This is a genomic window from Saccharopolyspora sp. NPDC000995 (assembly GCF_053599315.1).
This window is the reverse complement of sequence record NZ_JBSFLZ010000011.1, coordinates 87,325-102,951: the sequence shown is the minus strand read 5'-3', so window position 1 is coordinate 102,951 and position 15,627 is coordinate 87,325. Positions and strand designations below refer to the sequence as shown.

Below are 15,627 nucleotides of genomic sequence, written 5' to 3'. Positions count from 1 at the left end.
CGTCGAAATCACGGATCACCACATCATCTGGACCAAGCCAAGCTTCCAGCCGCGCGTACCCGCCGCGTGCAGTCTCGAAAATCTCCTGCAATTCCCGTATCGCATTATTCCGGCGCAACTCCCGAACAGCAACGGAAGCGTCCACTACCCGGCTGTGGATCTCGTTGAGCGGCGTCCGATTATGAATAGGCGACCACGCCGCGATCTTGGCTTCATATGCTTGCCGTAGGTCAGTGCTTATCTCCGCCTCCGCCAAAATCTGCTGCAGAGACCCCACCGCAGCGTTCAAATCGGATGTCAGCTGCCTCCGGACATCAGCAAGAATCGGGTCTGCCCAGGATTTCGACCTCTTGAACCGAGCTTGCAAATCGGACCCGCTGTTGTAACCCCCGCGGAGCCCGTCCGCACGTGCCTCGTCTCGCAGCACCCGTTCGACAGCATCCTTGTCCGGCAAACCACTAAGCGCCTTGCCCACCGCCACGCGCCGCGAATAAATCTGCGATCCTTTAGACAGAGCCTCTTTCGGTCCAGGGGCCGGGGTCACCGTGGCGGAAAGCAAGTCGTCGGCAGCACTCGAGTCCGCACCACCATCCAGGTCGCCAGCCAGGTAACGGACCAGTCTCCACCGCAATTGCTGCAACTGCTCATCGGCCTGCGGGTTCGTCATCAACTGCTGCAACTGCTGATCATCTCGCGGGTTCTTCATCAACTCGTGCGCGATCACATCCCGGAAGGGCCGGGACTCGTGCAGGGGCCCCAAGACCTTCTCCGCCGGAGCGTACAAACGGTCCACGGCATCTTGACCGTGGTCGTCGGCCAACTGCCGCAACGCCCTACTGGCATCCGCGAACGTCCGCTTCACCGATCTAAACTGATGAATAACGCTGAGCCCCGGATCAACAACGGCCCCGCGCATCATCGGGGCAGCAACGGCCCCAGCCACCGCCTCGTTCCCAACAGGATCTGCCTGCCAACCTTCCTCTTTCGCTCTCACCTCCTTGATCGCGTCGCGAGTCAAACCACTCCTCGCCATGCCAAGGTCGAGGTCACCGGACAGATAACCGGCCATTTCCACCCGCAGCGCCTGGGCACCCTGCCAGTCGCCCGGGTGCTCGCCCAACCAGTGCGCCAGCACAACCCGGAACCGATCCGACGCCTTCAACGGCCCCAAAATCCCATCCGCATCAGCCAACAACCGGTCCACAGCATCCCGATCCGCGATCCCCTCCCACTCATGCAACTGCGCCGCGGCCGTCAACTCGTGAAACCGTTCCTCCAACTCCACCATGCCAACGCCATCCCCCGGATGACTCACCACGTAATGAGCCAACACATTCAGGAGACCGTCAGCACCCCCGAAAACTCCCACACCCGCCACGTGCGCCCGCACATCAGCGATCACACGGTCTACACCTACATTCACCCCGCCTACGTAAACTGGCCACCCCTCATCGCGCATCCTCTGCAACCCAGCCTCCGCGTTAGTGATCAACGCACGCAGCTCGGCTGCCGCCGCAGACTCCTCCGCTACCTGAGCGGACTCACCAGCAGAAGACCCTTCCCCGCCCAACAACGCATCCTGCAGCTTCGCAGCCCTCTTTTTCCGCTGATACCGACGCACACGGTCCAAGTCCTGGGCGCGCAACCGCTTATATTCCGCCTCAATCTCGTCGAGCTCCGCCTGCACCGGCTCGATCTCCTCCTGCAGCGCCTCCCACTGCTCCCGCAAACCCGCATCCGCCCCGTCCCACCCCGGCGACGCCTCCAACGAAGCCTGGTCAGCCTTAAGCTTCTTCAGCGACTCCCCCAACTCCGTATTCCGCGCACGCTGCGCCGCTTTCTTTTTGGCCCGACGTATGGTGTTCCTTGCATACCGCCATGCCTTCTTTTCCTCACGCGTCTCGGTCCGGCTCGATGCTGGGCTGCCCGACGACGCACTGCCGCCCGCTGTGTGACCCTCCGGCCCGGCTCCGGCGTGGATGGCCAGTCCGCTGCCCTGCGTGCCCAGCCTGTCGGCCAGCGCCCGGGAGAACCCCACCTCGTCCTGGTCATCACCGCCGGGTTTGTGGTGCTCGGCCGCGACCAGCGCGATCACGTCCTCCAGCGACACGGCAGCATCCCCACGAGCCAGCTTCCGGGGGTCATGCGTGCCGTGCACGATCCGCCGCGCCGCGTCCTTTACCTCGCTGGACAACTCCAGCTTCCTCGCCCGGTCGATCTCGGCGCGCAGGTCCGTGCCCGACCACTGCCCCACCGGCGGTCTTCCCGACGCTGCCGGACCAACCGGAACAGCAGTCGAGGCCTCCGCCAGCCCGGCCGGGCTCCCGTGTCCGCCGGCCGGCACCGGGGCACCGGGCCCGGTCACCGGCCTAGCCGATCCGTCCGTACCGAACACCGTCCACTGCGGTGTGCGCCCGCCCTGGCCCGGCGTCAACGCGACAACATCACGCCCCACCCCCTGCGCCAGGGCCAAACCCTGGCCAGGCGAGACCACCACACCCGCGCTCGGATTGCCCTGCGCGACCAGCAGCACAGGCCCGCCCGTAGAACCCGTCACACCGCCCCGCACGAACTCCGCCAACCCGCCACCAGCAACCACATTCGCGGGCACCGACACCCGCACCGCGTCCACCGGCAACCCCACGGGCAGCACCGCCGCCGGATCCCGATGCAGTGGCGGGGCCGGCTGCGACCCGTCCGCCGGCACCATCGTCGAATCCGGCGACACCGCAGTGCCGTCCTGGCGATGCGAATCCCCATGCGCCGCAACCGAGCCCACATGCGAATCCCCATGCGCCGCAACCGGGTCCGCACCGGAATGCCCATCGTGGCCGGTCCAGCCATCCGGCGAGGACTCGTGCCCCGCGGGCACCACACCACTGCCGGAGTCCACGACAGACCCGGACCTGCCAGTCTCCGGCAGCGCGGCATCCACAGGCGCACCAGAAGCATGCGGGGTCACCGCCGGTGAATCCGGTGTCTGCGAGGTAGGCACCTCCAGCGGCCGGTTCCCGGGCACATCCACACCATGCACTCCGGGCACCTGATCGCCACCGGCAACCGGACGGTACGCCGGTGGTGGTGTATCCGACCGGTCCTGCCCGGAACCCACCACGTCATCAGGGGAATACGCCGGCGGCGGCGTCGCCGACCGGTCCTGCCCGGAACCCACTACCCCGTCGGAGTGTGCCGACAGCGGTGTGCCTGGCCGTTCCTGCCTAGAACCGGGCACCTCTGGAACACCACGAGCCGGCTTCCCGCCCGGCACGCCGCTATCAGCACCCTTCTTACCGTCCTTGACGTCCTTGCTGTCCTTGCTGTCCTTGCTGTCCTTGCTGTCCTTGCCGTCCACGGCAGCGGACCCCGCGGGGTCTTTGCCGGAGGGCACCGATACCGCAGCCGAATCCACCGGCCCGACCGGGAAAACAGAGTCCGCATCGGGCAGCTTCGAGACATCGGGCAGCTTCGAAGCATCGGACGGCTTCGAGGTATTGGAGGAATCGAACGTGTTGTCCTTGCCCGGGGAGCCAGGGGTATTCCCTGTCTGCGACCCAGGCCCTGCCCCCGGCAGTGGGGTTTTCTCCCCGTCGAACCCGCCGCCGTCGGTGGTGGTGTCCGGACGTCGGCTGGTGTCGGCCAGGTACGGGCTTGGGCCTTGCGGGTGCAGCTTGCCCCGCCATGCCAAGCCTGCCAGATTGCCCACACCGCTGAACACCGACTCGGACACGCCCGCCGTCACCGAGAACGGGTTCCAGGTCACTTCCTGGCCCGTGGCCGCCTGATACCCGACCTCGCCGAACAACTCGCCCAGGCCCTCGGACAACGCCTCCCCGATCCCGCTGCCGAACCGCGCCGACCACATGCCCCGCACCGACATCCCCGCGTAATCATCCAGGTGCTCCCCCACCGCATCCGCGAAGCGCGCCATCGCCGACACCGGATACTTCTCCGCGTGCTCGTCCACCGCCCGCTTCGCCGCCGCCTCCAGAATCTTCTCGTCCACCTCATCGCCGAGCCCCCGCACCAGCACCTTCGTCAACGCGTTGCCGACCAGTCCGCCTACCGCCGACAACGGCAGCGACACCAACGCCGAGAACGCCCCCATCCCCGCCGCCTGCTCACTGAGCTTCCCGTCCCACTTCTGGGCCGATTTCTCACCCAGCATCTGCCCCTGGGCCTGAAGGTCCGGCACCACGTTGAACGCCACACCACCGGCCGCCGCCATCGCCAACCGCATGAACAACTGGCCCCACCACCGCGACAACAAAAACCGCATCACCGCAAACCGTGCGGCCAGCCACGCCATCGACGCGCCACCAGTCGCCGGCGCCCAATACACCGCCCACGCCATCTCGAACGCCAGCAACTCCAGACCATAAATCGTCACCAGCTTCAAATACCGCACCTGCCGCGCCAGATCCCGCACGAACACCGCTAACTCCCGCAACGCCCCCTCACCCGAGGCCAGCAGCCCATCGAAGCTATCCAGCCCGTCGGCGAACCGGTCCGCCGCCTTTCCCGAAAATTCCGTCCGCACCTTCGCCACCAACTCCGCCACGAACCCGCCCATCTCCCCCACCCCCGCCGCACCGGAGTCCAACGCATCCGCCACCGCGAACAACAGACCCTCATCCGCATCCGTCATATCCTCACCGGTCAACACCTGGAAAAGCCGCCGCACCCCCTCCGACACCATGATCGACGAAAACATCACAACCACCCCAGCTCAACGCCGCCACAACACATCGCGGCAACGATGTATGCGGGAATCAGCCCTTCCGCCCCGCTGTGAACCAGCCCTTGGATCCACCGGCGCTGTGACGTGCAAAAACCCGAGAGCCGGGCGACCTCAGCCGCCCGGCTCCCGAACCACAACACGTCTCTCACGACGAGAACACGGCTCCTCCAAGTAGCAAGGTTCACCACCCCGCTCGAGGTCATGAAGGCATCGCTTTCGACGGATACGCTCGCGAGCGAAAAGGTGAACTGCAACACGTATCCGTACTCACGAGCCAAAGCGCATGACACGGAACTCGAACGGTGCGGTTTCGATGAGCGGCTGAGCACGCCCATCCATCGGGTCAAACAGCCGAACACCATCGGTATCGTTCACAGCCACCAACAAGTGTCCGACACTCTCCCGGCCCCGGGTATCCCTCCTCCGCAACCACACCAGCACCTGGGTCTGCGCGGGAAAAGAAGCGATCTCCTCCAAAACCCCGTACCAATGCTCATGAACACTAACACCGACCACAGGGCCGAGCTGGGCCACCATCGGATCAAACCACGCAGCCTGCGCGGGCTCCGGCGGCGGCATCAACCCCGGCTTTCCGGCATTCCAGTCATCCAGCCACGCCCACGGATCACGGTTTGGCAAACCGAACGGCTCTTCACCAGCCGCTTTCGGGACCACCACAGCCGCATCCAGCATCTGGTCACGCCAGTCACCACTGTCCTGGAAACTCCGGGTGGTACAAGCGAACAACCAGCCACGCTCAGTCTCATCGACCGGATCAGGAGAGACAAGCCCCACCTCCCCGTCATAGCGGTACCCCAGCCACGCTTCCGCCTTCTCAACAGCCCCAGCGAATTCGCCCGCCGCGGCCTCCGACGGCAGCAGCCCGCCGACCGACTCATCATGCGGGCGACGGAAACGCGCCACCACAAGCTCAGCCACCTCGGCGTCATTCTGCTCGGCGATAGTCCCACGTAGACCGTCGAGAAAGACCACAGCGTCATCCACGTAGTCCGCATACAGCAGGTGACCGGCCAGTTCACGCCCACCGAGCTGACGGCGCAACCACACCACGGCCCGAGTCCCCATACCCCCGTCCACAATGGCCCTGCTCACATCCGCCCACGTCGGGCAGATCAACAATTCGGCATCGGGGAAATACGCCGCCAGCATCCGATCCCACCAGCCCGGCGTCTCGCCGGCCGGATCCCACGGCAGCGCCGAGGCAGGCCGGCAATTCACCGCGGCATCGGTCGCGATCACACAGTTCCGTGCGTTGACCCGCCAGCGCCACGCCCCCGGCTCGGACCGTGACACATTGAGAGCCTCATCCAGCGGACCGGCATTAGACGCGGGAAACGGATCCGCCCCGTCCCGCGGCACGCAGATCGTCGCCGCCAACATCGGCTCATCAGACTCCACATAGCGGCAACCGAAGAACGCCACCCGCTCCGTCGAGAGGATCGCCTCCTCATCCCTCAACACCACACGATGTCCATACGTGTCGTGCAACCAGGAGCGCGCCCGCTCCGCGAGCTCGTTCATGCCGCTGCGCCCCCGTCACTCGCCAAACCATTTCCAGCGCAGTATGAGGCCCACCACCCCCAGTCCCCAAACCTCTTACCCGAACGTCAGGCACCACCTGCCCGCCCGGACCACTGTCTCCCTGGTGGTGTATGTGAGAGACGCCTGTCCATGACAGCCTTCGATGCCCGACCGGTGACCAGCTCTCGCACAACGCGAAGTACCTGGTGTATGACCAGCACACATGGCGTGTTCCTCGACCTGGACGTCGGCACGGGCGACCACCACGCCGCGGTCTGGCCCCGACCGGAAAGTGCCTTGTGCACGGTGCCTCTGCCTACCAGCGAACCCAAGTTGCGGGCATTTGTTCGGGATGCAGAGCCTGCCCACCAATCTCCACAACCAAAATTTTCCCGTTCGGCACCCAAGCCGCGCTCAACGCGTCGATCAATCCCGTTCACTGCGCTGGCTGCACGGCGCGTTGGCGGTTGCGCTGCGTCAGGCCTTGCACGTCGGTGACCGCCGACCGGGCAGCACCGCCAGTTCGTACTGCTGCACTCCGCACCTCGCACCTCGTCGAGAAAAACGGTTTCTAGCCGCCATCTAACGCCGCCCACCCGGCCGCGGCCAAGCCCCCGGGGGGAGAATCGCCGGTGGCGCGACGCCCGGACAGCGGCTACCAATAGGCGGTTCGCTCCATCCACCCATCGCGATCCGCTACCGGGCGGGGAGGGCTTGGAGAACTGTTTCGGTCGTTCGCTTCGCGCCGTCGCAGCTGGTGCCGACTGAGAAACGGTTCGAACCGTCCTGGGTTGTGGTGCGGGCGGAAACCTGCCACACGAGCCGAAATTGGCACAATCATTGTTCGGGATCGGAATCACCGGGCGATCGGAGATCGGGAAATTTTCCGTCAGTCCTGGTTCTTACCGTTGTTCGGCCGCTGGTTCTGCCATTGCTTCCGCTGCTGTTCCCACTGCTTATGCAGCTTTTCCAAATCCTTCTGGTGCTTGCCCGGGTCGCCCTCGTCCTGCACGTCAGGCGGGGGATCGGGGGTGACCGTCACGATCACCGGCGGCGGGGGCTCGGGCAGCGGGATGGTGCGCACGTCCTCGGCGACGCGGTCTGCCGCGGTGAGGATCACCCGGGCGTTGTCCGGCGCGAGCCTGCCCTGCGCCTGCGCGGTGGCGATCTGCCGGTTCAGCTCGGCGAGAGCGGCCTCGGCGGCGGAGCGATCGTTGCCCAGCGCGGCGGCTTTCACCGCCTCCACCTGCGCGCTGAGCTGCTGGCGCACCTGCGGATCGGCCGATTCGGGCGCGCTGCCGCAACCGGCGAGCAACAGCGCGAAAGCAGGCAGCAGTGCGAAAGCGGGCAGCAGCGCGAAAGCGGGCAGCAGAACGCGTTTCATCCTTGGACCAGCCTTTCCAAGTTGGCGAGATCCTTTGGCAAGCGCGCCACGCCCGCTGGGCCCGACGCCGGTGGCAGCGTCGGCGCGACAGGCGCTTCGGGCAACGAGAAATACGTGATCAGCGCGATCAGCAGCACCAGCAGCGCACCTCCGGCGAGCAGCAGCGGCCGCCGGTTCGGCCGCTCGGTGCGTGGTTCGGCGCGCAGTTCTTCCACCGGGAGGTGCTGCGTCATCGGCCGGTTCTCCGGCTGGGGCGGACGCTGCGGCTCGGTTGGCGGCGCGGCCGAGATCCGCGGGATCACCTCGGTGGCCCTGCCGCCGAGCAGCTCCGCGCTCTGCGCGGCGGTGGGCCGCCGATCCGGGGCGGCGGCGGTCATCGCCAGCAGCGCCCGGTGCAGGTGCGCCGGGATGCCCATCGGCACTTCCGGCGCGCGCACCAGCCTCGCCACGGCGCTTTCCGCGCCCGCACCGGGGTACTCGACCTTGCCCGTGATGCATTCGAGCAGCACCAGGCCGAGCGCGTAAACGTCCACCGGGTGGCCGACGTCACCGCCGCTGACCTGCTCCGGCGCCATGTAGGTGGCGGTGCCGACGATGATCCCGGAACTGGTCATCCGCGCTACCGCGTCGGCGAGCCGGGAGATGCCGAAATCGGTCAGGAAGACGTTGCCGTCGCCTGCGATCAGCACGTTCGACGGCTTCACGTCCCGGTGCACGATCCCGTTGTCGTGCACGTGCGCCAGCACGGAGGCCAGCTGGCCGCCGAGGTCGGCGACCTGCTCCGGCGGCAGCGGTCCCTCGGCGATCACCTCGGACAACGTCGGGCCCTCGACGAGCTCCATGATCAGGTAGAGCTCGTCCTCGCTGGCGCTGAAGTCGTGCACCGTGACCAGGCCGGGGTGGCTTAGCCCGGCCAGGATCCGGGCCTCCTCGGCGAACCGCTCCCGCCCGGCGGCATCCGTTCCGGAGCGGAAGCACTTGGCTGCGACCACGCGCTGCAACCGGGTGTCCATCGCCCGGTACACATCTGCCATGCCGCCGCTACCCAAGCGAGCGCCCAACCGGTAGCGCTCACCCAGCAGAGGCACGTCGTCCATCAGTCCTCCGAACCGTCAGCTGAGAGAACGACCCTAGACGACCGCCAGCCGCCCGGGTCGTCCCGGGCGAGCGAGCAAGCCGGTGAACAGCGACGACCAACTGTTCCCGATCGCAAATAATCTTCTCGGGCGCGTAAGCCGCGGAAAACGCCCGGTCACGGTGGGGTGACCACTGGCCCACCCCCGACAGGAATCAACATCACCCGGTGTCACGACGAAAAAATCTGACGAGCAGGGCGTTTGACCGCCAGGGGGACCGGAAAGCCCAGACACGGGCCCGAAAACGCTTGCCCGGCAAGCGTTACCCCGGGGAATCGGGCCCCTGCACGACGAGAAACCACGACACACGAGGAGATGACATGGCAGTCTTCACTGGGCTCGCACCGGCTTGGGGCGGTATTGGCGGTTTCAGCGGCCGTTGTTTCAGCAGGCGCTTCTGCAGTCGCAGATTCTTCAGCTTCAACAACGGATGTTTCTGGTAACCAGATCGTCCGGCGGCGGCATCGCAAAGTGCCGCCGCCGGATGCCCTTCAACCATGACGAACACTAACTTCTTCTCCAGAATCCGGTACCTGTTCGGGGTGAACACCAGCAGCCCCGGAGAAACACCAGAAGCGGCGCCGCCGGTCAGCGTCCGTGAGATCTTCCGCCGCTTCTGGCCGTACCTGCGCCCCTACCGGGGGTGGCTGTGCGTGGTGATGGCGCTGATCCTGATCGCGCCCGTCCTGGACGCCGCCACCATCTGGTTCTTCAAGATCCTCGTCGACAAGGTCCTGATACCGCGCGACTTCAGCCCCTTCTTCGGGCTCGCGGCGGCCTACGTGGTCGTCACGCTGCTGTCCGGGCTGGTCTCGTTCGGCGACCGGTACTTGTCCACCTGGTTGGCCGAGCGGTTCCTGCTCGAACTGCGCACCGAACTGTTCCGGCACCTCCACGAACTTTCCGTCGAATTCCTGGAACGGCGCAAGATCGGCGACACCCTGTCCCGGATCACCGGCGACATCGCCGCGATCGAGAACCTGGTGCTGTCCGGGCTGACCCAGACGATCTCCTACGCGTTCAAGATCGTCCTGTTCACAGGCGCGCTGTTCGTGCTGAGCTGGCAACTGGCCATCGCGTCCCTGGTGACGATTCCCGCTTTCTGGCTGACCGCGAGGTTCTTCTCGCACCGGATCAAAGCCGCCTCGCGCGAGAAGCGGCAGCGCACCGGATCGATCAGTTCAGTCGCGGAAGAGAGCCTGAGCAACGCCGCGCTGGTCAAGGCGTACGGGCGGGAAAATTCCGAAACCGACCGCCTGCACCGCGAAAACCTCGGCAGCTTCGCCGCCGAGCTGGTCGCCACCAGGCTCAAAGCGCTGTTCTCGCCGATGATCCAGCTCCTGGAGCTGGCCGGGGTGCTGATCATCGTGGGCCTGGGCACCTGGCAGCTGACCCAGAACTCCATCTCGCTGGGCGGTCTGCTGGTGTTCCTCGGCTTCCTCAGCCAGCTCTACTCGCCGGTGCGCGGATTCGGCCAGCTCAGCAACACCGTATTCGCGGCCGCGGCGAGCGCCGAACGCGTCATCGAGCTGCTCGACCAGCAGCCGACCGTTCACGACCCCGTCCGCCCGCGGCGGCTGAACCGCGCGCGCGGCGTGGTCACCTTCGACGAAGTCTGCTTCCGGTACCCGCACGCGGAGCGCGATGTGCTGCACGGCATCAGCTTCACCGCGGCGCCCGGGCAGACGATCGCCCTCGTCGGTGCCAGCGGATCGGGCAAGTCCACCACCGGGAAGCTGCTGCTGCGGTTCTACGACCCGGACTCCGGCGCGATCACCCTCGACGGCGCGGATCTGCGCTCGATGCAGCAGAAATCGGTGCGCCACAACGTTTCGGTGGTGCTCCAAGACGTCCTCGCGCTCGACATGAGCATCCGGGAGAACATCATCTGGGGGAAGCCGGACGCCACCGACGACGAGGTCGTGCGCGCAGCCCGCGCCGCCGACGCGCACGAGTTCATCACCGGGTTGCCCGAGGGCTACGAGACCCGCGTCGGCCCGCACGGGCGGCTGCTCTCCGGCGGGCAGCGGCAGCGGATCGCGATAGCCCGCGCGATGATCCGCGACGCCCCGATCCTGCTGCTCGACGAACCGACGGTCGGGCTCGACGCGGCCGCGACCGCACGCGTGCTCGCGCCACTGCGCCGCCTGATGGCGGGCCGAACCACGATCGTCGTGTCCCACAACCTGATCACCGTTCGGGACGCCGACCAGATCCTGCTGCTCGACCACGGCCGGATCGCCGAAGCCGGCACGCACCCCGAGCTGATGGGCCGCGGGGGCCGGTACGCCGAGCTCTACCGGCTGCACGAACGCGACCACACCGCTTTAGTCGCCGAACGGGAGACGGCTTGACCTCCGCCCCGCGGCCGAAGCGGGGCATCCACCGATGGGAGTTTCGATGACAGCGATCAGCACCGCCCTCGAGCCGACGGAATCCGCGCCGCAACCGCACCCGCCGGGCTACGAGATCACTCCCGGTTACCGGGTCATCCAGCACATGCGCCGGGGACGGGAACTCGACACCTACGACGCCTGGAGCGAACAGCGGTACTGCCGGTGCTTCGTCAAGTCCGTGCGCCCAGACCTGGCGCACCATGAGGGCGTTCGGGAGAGGTTGGAGCTCGAAGGTCGCCTGCTGCTGTCATTCACCCACCCGCACATCGTCCGGGCGTACGACCTCGTCGCCGGGGAGCACGGTCCGGTAGTGGTGCTGGAAACCCTCCCCGGGGCGACGCTTTCGCACCTCGTCGAAACGCGGACCCGTCGGCTCACCGCCGCCGAACTCGCCCACCTGGGCCAGCACCTGTGCTCGGCGATGGCGTACATGCACGACCACGGCTACCTGCACCTCGACCTGAACCCGGGAAACATCATCGCCGACATGGGCAGGGCGCGCGTAATCGACCTCAACTTCGCCCGCAAACCCGGCCCCAGCCGCGGCGGCGCGGGAACGCCCTGCGCCATGGCGCCCGAGCAGATCCGCGGCGGGATGCTGGGCCGGGAGACCGATGTTTGGGGAATCGGCCTGGTCCTGTACGGGGCGGCGACCGGAATCCAGCCGTTCGACGTCGGGACTTCCGGCGAACCGACGAACTTCGAGTCGGTGTCGGCGTTGCGGGCACGGTGCCCGCAGCTGACCATTCCGGCACCCCCGATCCGAACCCAGCGGCGGCTGCCCAAGGCGATGTCGACCGCGATCGACGCGTGCCTGCGCCAGGATCCGCGGCAACGCCCGACGGTCGCCGAACTCGCCGAAGCGCTGTCCTCAGTTGCCGATCCCGTGCCGACGCCCGGGGCGGAGTCGTAGCGTCAGGTGAACACCGAAGACCACGGGACGGCTACCCCGGCTATTACTACTCCCCGTGGCTCACCGAAGGTTCACGTAGACGGTTTCGACCAGATCTGGGGCGTTGATCAGGCGGAACTCCAGGCTCGAGTTGTCCCCGAACTGGATCGCGAAGAACTCCACGGGGTCGAGTCCCCTGCCACGCTCGGCCGAGGTGAACCGGCCGACGTGCCCGATCGGGATTTCCCACCAAGTTTCGATCGGACCGGCAGGTGCGGGCGGCTGCGGCTGGCCGCTGTCCTTCGACGCCTTGGCCTTGCCGAACAAACCACCCAGCATCCCGGCGGATTCCTCCGCCGATTTCTGCTGCTCCGCGGCCTTCTGGAGGGCCTCGGCGCGCGCATCCGCCTCCACGACCACCGCCAGCCGGCGGTTGGTGCAAGCCAGCCAGGAGAAGTGCTTCCCTCGGCTCAGCGCGTCGCCGCATTGCGCGGCTGCCCGCGCCGGGCTGTCGGTGTGGAACCAGCCCCACACCGCCGGGTCATGCACCCATTCGTCCGCCAGGAACTCACCCGCCGAAAGGCGGGCGTTCACCAGCGGCCACGGCGGCTGCACACCGTCGTCCTGCTGCGGGAGGTAAGGAACCTGCCGGGTGTTGCCGAGCGTCGCGCCGAACCAACCGGGCTTGTGCTCACCACCCACGAGGAAGATGAGCTGCTCGCCGGGAGCGCACCAGCCTTCGTTGAGCAGGCGCAGAACTTTGGACCGATCCCTCATCGCTCGCCTTCGTCAGATCTGTCCGTGGGACATTGCCACCAGCCGCTGAACGGGTTTTTCCTTCGGCGAAGGGCTGAGCTCGATCCCCGAGCCGTCGGTGAACTGAACGCGCAGGTACCAGGGCTTTCCGGTTTGGTAGCCGCGGCCGAGTTTGCGCTGGTGCGCACCGATATCGGCGATCGCGGGCCGTTGGATCTCCAGGTGGGCGCGCGCCTGCGGCACCGGGACGGCAACCCCCGGCTCGTACTCGGGTTTCGACGCGACGATGTCCCGGACATCCCGTGCGAACTTCAGCGCGCCCTTCCCGAACTTCAGCGCACCGCCCAGGAGCCCCGCCGACTCCTCGGCTTGCCCCGCTGCCGGTTCGGCGACGTCCTGGAAGGTCAGCAAGCCCAACCGATGCGAGGTCAACACCCAGTAGGCGCTGTCCTCCCCGGTGGGGATGCGCGAGAGCTCCGTGACCGCAATGCAGTTCGGCCCCGGACCGAACAGCACGCTCGGCGGCGAATCCTTCAGGTCGGAATCGGTGTCCCCACCGGTGACCGCATCGAAAACACCGCCGATGACACCTCCGAGCGCATCGCCAGCGCCGAGGGCGGCGCGTGCGCCCCACCCCTTCTTCGGCTTCCCCAATTCGTCGAGCCCTTCGACGTCGAACAGGTAGTTGCGGTGCGACCGGATGCACCAGAGGATGGGCTCTCCCGGCCGGCACCACTGCTGGCGAGCCGCCAGAACTTCGATCACGAGAAGCCCTTCTCCTGAGCCGACTTCCGCTCTTGTTCGCTCATCTTCCCGGTGACTTGATCTTCCCCTGCACCATACGCGAATTCGGCGCCCTGCTCGATCGCCGCGTCCGTGGCCGTCGAGACACCTTCCTTGAAGATCGCGCCGGTCAACCGCGTCGAACCACCGAGCGTACTGGTCAAGAAGCGCTGGGAAAGGTTGCCCGCCAACGCCTCGGAACCGGTGACACCCTGCATGAAGCGGTTACCGGTCGTCGTGGCCAGCGTGCTCCCGTCGGCCCTCGTGAGCGTGTTGAACAGCGCGTTCGAGTCCAACTTGCGCGCCACGAACTGGGAGACCTTCCCGCCGTTGCGCAGTTCGTTCATCTTGTCGATGACCTTGCGGAGCTTGCCGACCTCGCGCAGCTTCTGCAGCAACGTCTCCAGCTTCTGGAAGAGCTGGTAGAGCTTGCCCTGGATCTGGGCGATCCGGCCGCCGATGCGGGCTCCCTGTCCGGCGACCTGAGCGGCCGTCCCGGCGCTGGCCGCGCCGACCGAAGCCCCAGCCGTGATCCAGGAAGCCGCCAGGGCCGCCAACCACTGCACGATCAGGCCGATGATCAGCTCGGTGACGACCGAGATGAAGAATTCGACGAACATGTCGAAGATGTCCGCGATCATGTCCAGCGTGCCTTTTAGGTCGCGGACATCCTCGGCCAGGGCCTTGGCACCGTCGCCGAATTCCGTCATCTGCTTCCGGAACGCGTCGCCGTCCTTGCCGACCCAGGTTTCGGCCGTGCCCTGCGCCCGCTGCGGCTCCTGCTCGGCGACCTGGTCGAGCCACTTCGCGACGTTCTCCCAGCCCTCGCCGGTGGCTCGCATCTGCTCGGGGTCGCCGATCGCGAACTCCGCGAGCTCGATCAGCGGGCTGAGCACGATCGACACCAGGAAGCCGAGACCGTTGTCCATCAACGCCTGGCCGGGACTGGTCAGCAATTGCAGCTGCTCGGCCCGCATCGACACCATGGCCACGCCCCACTCGGGCGGGGACGAGGCGTCCGCCAAGTCCTGGGAGGCACCCACGAGCGAGGAGCCGCGGCCGGCGGCCTGCTCGAACCAGTTCTTCGAGTTTCCGTCGCCGTTGTTCAGGCTCTGAAAGTCACCCGGTCCCTGCGGCGCGCTCATCCGCCCAGCCCCTCTCCGGCCTTCTTCAGCATCTCGGAGATCTGCTGTTCGGTGTCGGCGTAGTCCTTGACCGTCTCGTCGAGTGCTTCCTTCATGTGCTGCAAGAATTCCTGCGCCTTGGTCGCCAGTTCCTGGCAGGAGTCCAAGCTCTCGAAGTACTTGCTGCTCAATCCCACGGCGTCGCCGATGGGGCCGAAGCACTGGTCGTCGACCTTGGCCTGGTGGAGCAAGTCGGCCAGTTGGCCGAACTTGTCTGCCAGGCTCTCGCAACCCTGGCCGTGGCCGGTTAGCGTTCCCGGCGTCATCTTCAAGTCAGTCAAAGCAGCACCCCTCAGCGAAGGAACGAGCCCGCAGAGAAGTCGTCGTCACCGTAGTCGGTGCTTCGCTGCGGTGGCCGTTTGGACGGCGCCTGACCCGCATTCGGTTCCCGCTGCGGGGAAGGTGTTGCAGCAGGTTCGGCCTGGTTGGGCGTTTCGTCCCCGGTTGTCGGTTTGATCGTCATGCCCTCGACGTTGAACGCTTCCTGGAACTTGTCGAACTGGTCGCCCAGGATCGGCGCCACCGTGTTGTTGAGCTGCTCGGCCGCGGACGCCGTCGCCTGCCGGATGGTCGCCATGATCTGCTGTTGCAGATCGTTCGCCGACTGGCGCACCGCGTTCGGTGCCAGGCGCAGGTCCAGCACCGCCCCGGACGGCGCGACGGTCACGGTCACCGAGCGGTCCGGGCTGCTGGCCGTGCCCTGCATGCCCTGCATCGCGGACTGCAGTTCCGACGCCTTCTGCGCCTGCTCCTCGAACTTGCGCATCATCTCCTGGATACGCTCAGACGCGCTGCTCACCGTCTGTCCCCTTAGCT

Annotated in this window: 11 protein-coding genes; 2 read left to right on the top strand and 9 right to left on the bottom strand. The window is 66.6% G+C overall.

Annotated elements, in window-relative coordinates:
* The 4 genes from ACWDKQ_RS06655 to ACWDKQ_RS06640 form a co-directional block, all read right to left on the bottom strand.
* Positions 1 to 4,711 (bottom strand): WXG100-like domain-containing protein (locus ACWDKQ_RS06655; protein WP_450137758.1); only part of this gene is annotated, 4,711 nt, incomplete at its 3' end.
* Between the two features lie 294 nt (positions 4,712 to 5,005).
* Entirely contained in the window at positions 5,006 to 6,280 is a 1,275-nt protein-coding gene (locus tag ACWDKQ_RS06650; RefSeq protein ID WP_450137757.1) for a YrhB domain-containing protein, read from the bottom strand.
* A gap of 889 nt (positions 6,281 to 7,169) precedes the next feature.
* Complete coding sequence (locus tag ACWDKQ_RS06645; RefSeq protein ID WP_450137756.1) at positions 7,170 to 7,664, bottom strand: hypothetical protein; 495 nt, start codon at positions 7,662 to 7,664, stop codon at positions 7,170 to 7,172.
* Positions 7,661 to 8,761: a serine/threonine-protein kinase gene (locus ACWDKQ_RS06640; protein WP_450137755.1), complete on the bottom strand. Its 1,101-nt coding sequence runs from the start codon at positions 8,759 to 8,761 to the stop codon at positions 7,661 to 7,663. The genes ACWDKQ_RS06645 and ACWDKQ_RS06640 overlap by 4 nt, the downstream gene beginning before the upstream one ends.
* Positions 8,762 to 9,297: 536 nt before the next feature.
* On the opposite strand from ACWDKQ_RS06640, the gene ACWDKQ_RS06635 reads away from it, so the two are divergent.
* Together ACWDKQ_RS06635 and ACWDKQ_RS06630 are read left to right on the top strand one after the other, a co-directional pair.
* Positions 9,298 to 11,154, top strand: coding sequence for an ABC transporter ATP-binding protein (locus ACWDKQ_RS06635; protein WP_450137754.1), 1,857 nt, complete (start codon positions 9,298 to 9,300; stop codon positions 11,152 to 11,154).
* Positions 11,155 to 11,200: 46 nt separating this feature from the next.
* Complete coding sequence (locus tag ACWDKQ_RS06630) at positions 11,201 to 12,109, top strand: serine/threonine-protein kinase (protein ID WP_450137753.1); 909 nt, start codon at positions 11,201 to 11,203, stop codon at positions 12,107 to 12,109.
* A gap of 60 nt (positions 12,110 to 12,169) precedes the next feature.
* On the opposite strand, the gene ACWDKQ_RS06625 is transcribed toward ACWDKQ_RS06630, so the two are convergent.
* From ACWDKQ_RS06625 to ACWDKQ_RS06605, 5 genes are read right to left on the bottom strand one after another with little or no spacing between them, the layout of a single operon-like run.
* Positions 12,170 to 12,865, bottom strand: coding sequence for a hypothetical protein (locus tag ACWDKQ_RS06625; RefSeq protein ID WP_450137752.1), 696 nt, complete (start codon positions 12,863 to 12,865; stop codon positions 12,170 to 12,172).
* A gap of 12 nt (positions 12,866 to 12,877) precedes the next feature.
* On the bottom strand, positions 12,878 to 13,609 hold the full coding sequence (locus tag ACWDKQ_RS06620) for a hypothetical protein (protein ID WP_450137751.1): 732 nt from the start codon (positions 13,607 to 13,609) through the stop codon (positions 12,878 to 12,880).
* Positions 13,606 to 14,772 (bottom strand): WXG100 family type VII secretion target, encoded by a 1,167-nt coding sequence (locus ACWDKQ_RS06615; RefSeq protein ID WP_450137750.1) that lies wholly within the window; start codon positions 14,770 to 14,772, stop codon positions 13,606 to 13,608. Before ACWDKQ_RS06615 ends, ACWDKQ_RS06620 begins: the two co-directional genes overlap by 4 nt.
* Positions 14,769 to 15,092 (bottom strand): hypothetical protein, encoded by a 324-nt coding sequence (locus ACWDKQ_RS06610; protein WP_450137749.1) that lies wholly within the window; start codon positions 15,090 to 15,092, stop codon positions 14,769 to 14,771. Before ACWDKQ_RS06610 ends, ACWDKQ_RS06615 begins: the two co-directional genes overlap by 4 nt.
* Positions 15,093 to 15,103: 11 nt before the next feature.
* Positions 15,104 to 15,610: a YbaB/EbfC family nucleoid-associated protein gene (locus ACWDKQ_RS06605; RefSeq protein WP_450137748.1), complete on the bottom strand. Its 507-nt coding sequence runs from the start codon at positions 15,608 to 15,610 to the stop codon at positions 15,104 to 15,106.
* Positions 15,611 to 15,627: the final 17 nt, after the last annotated feature.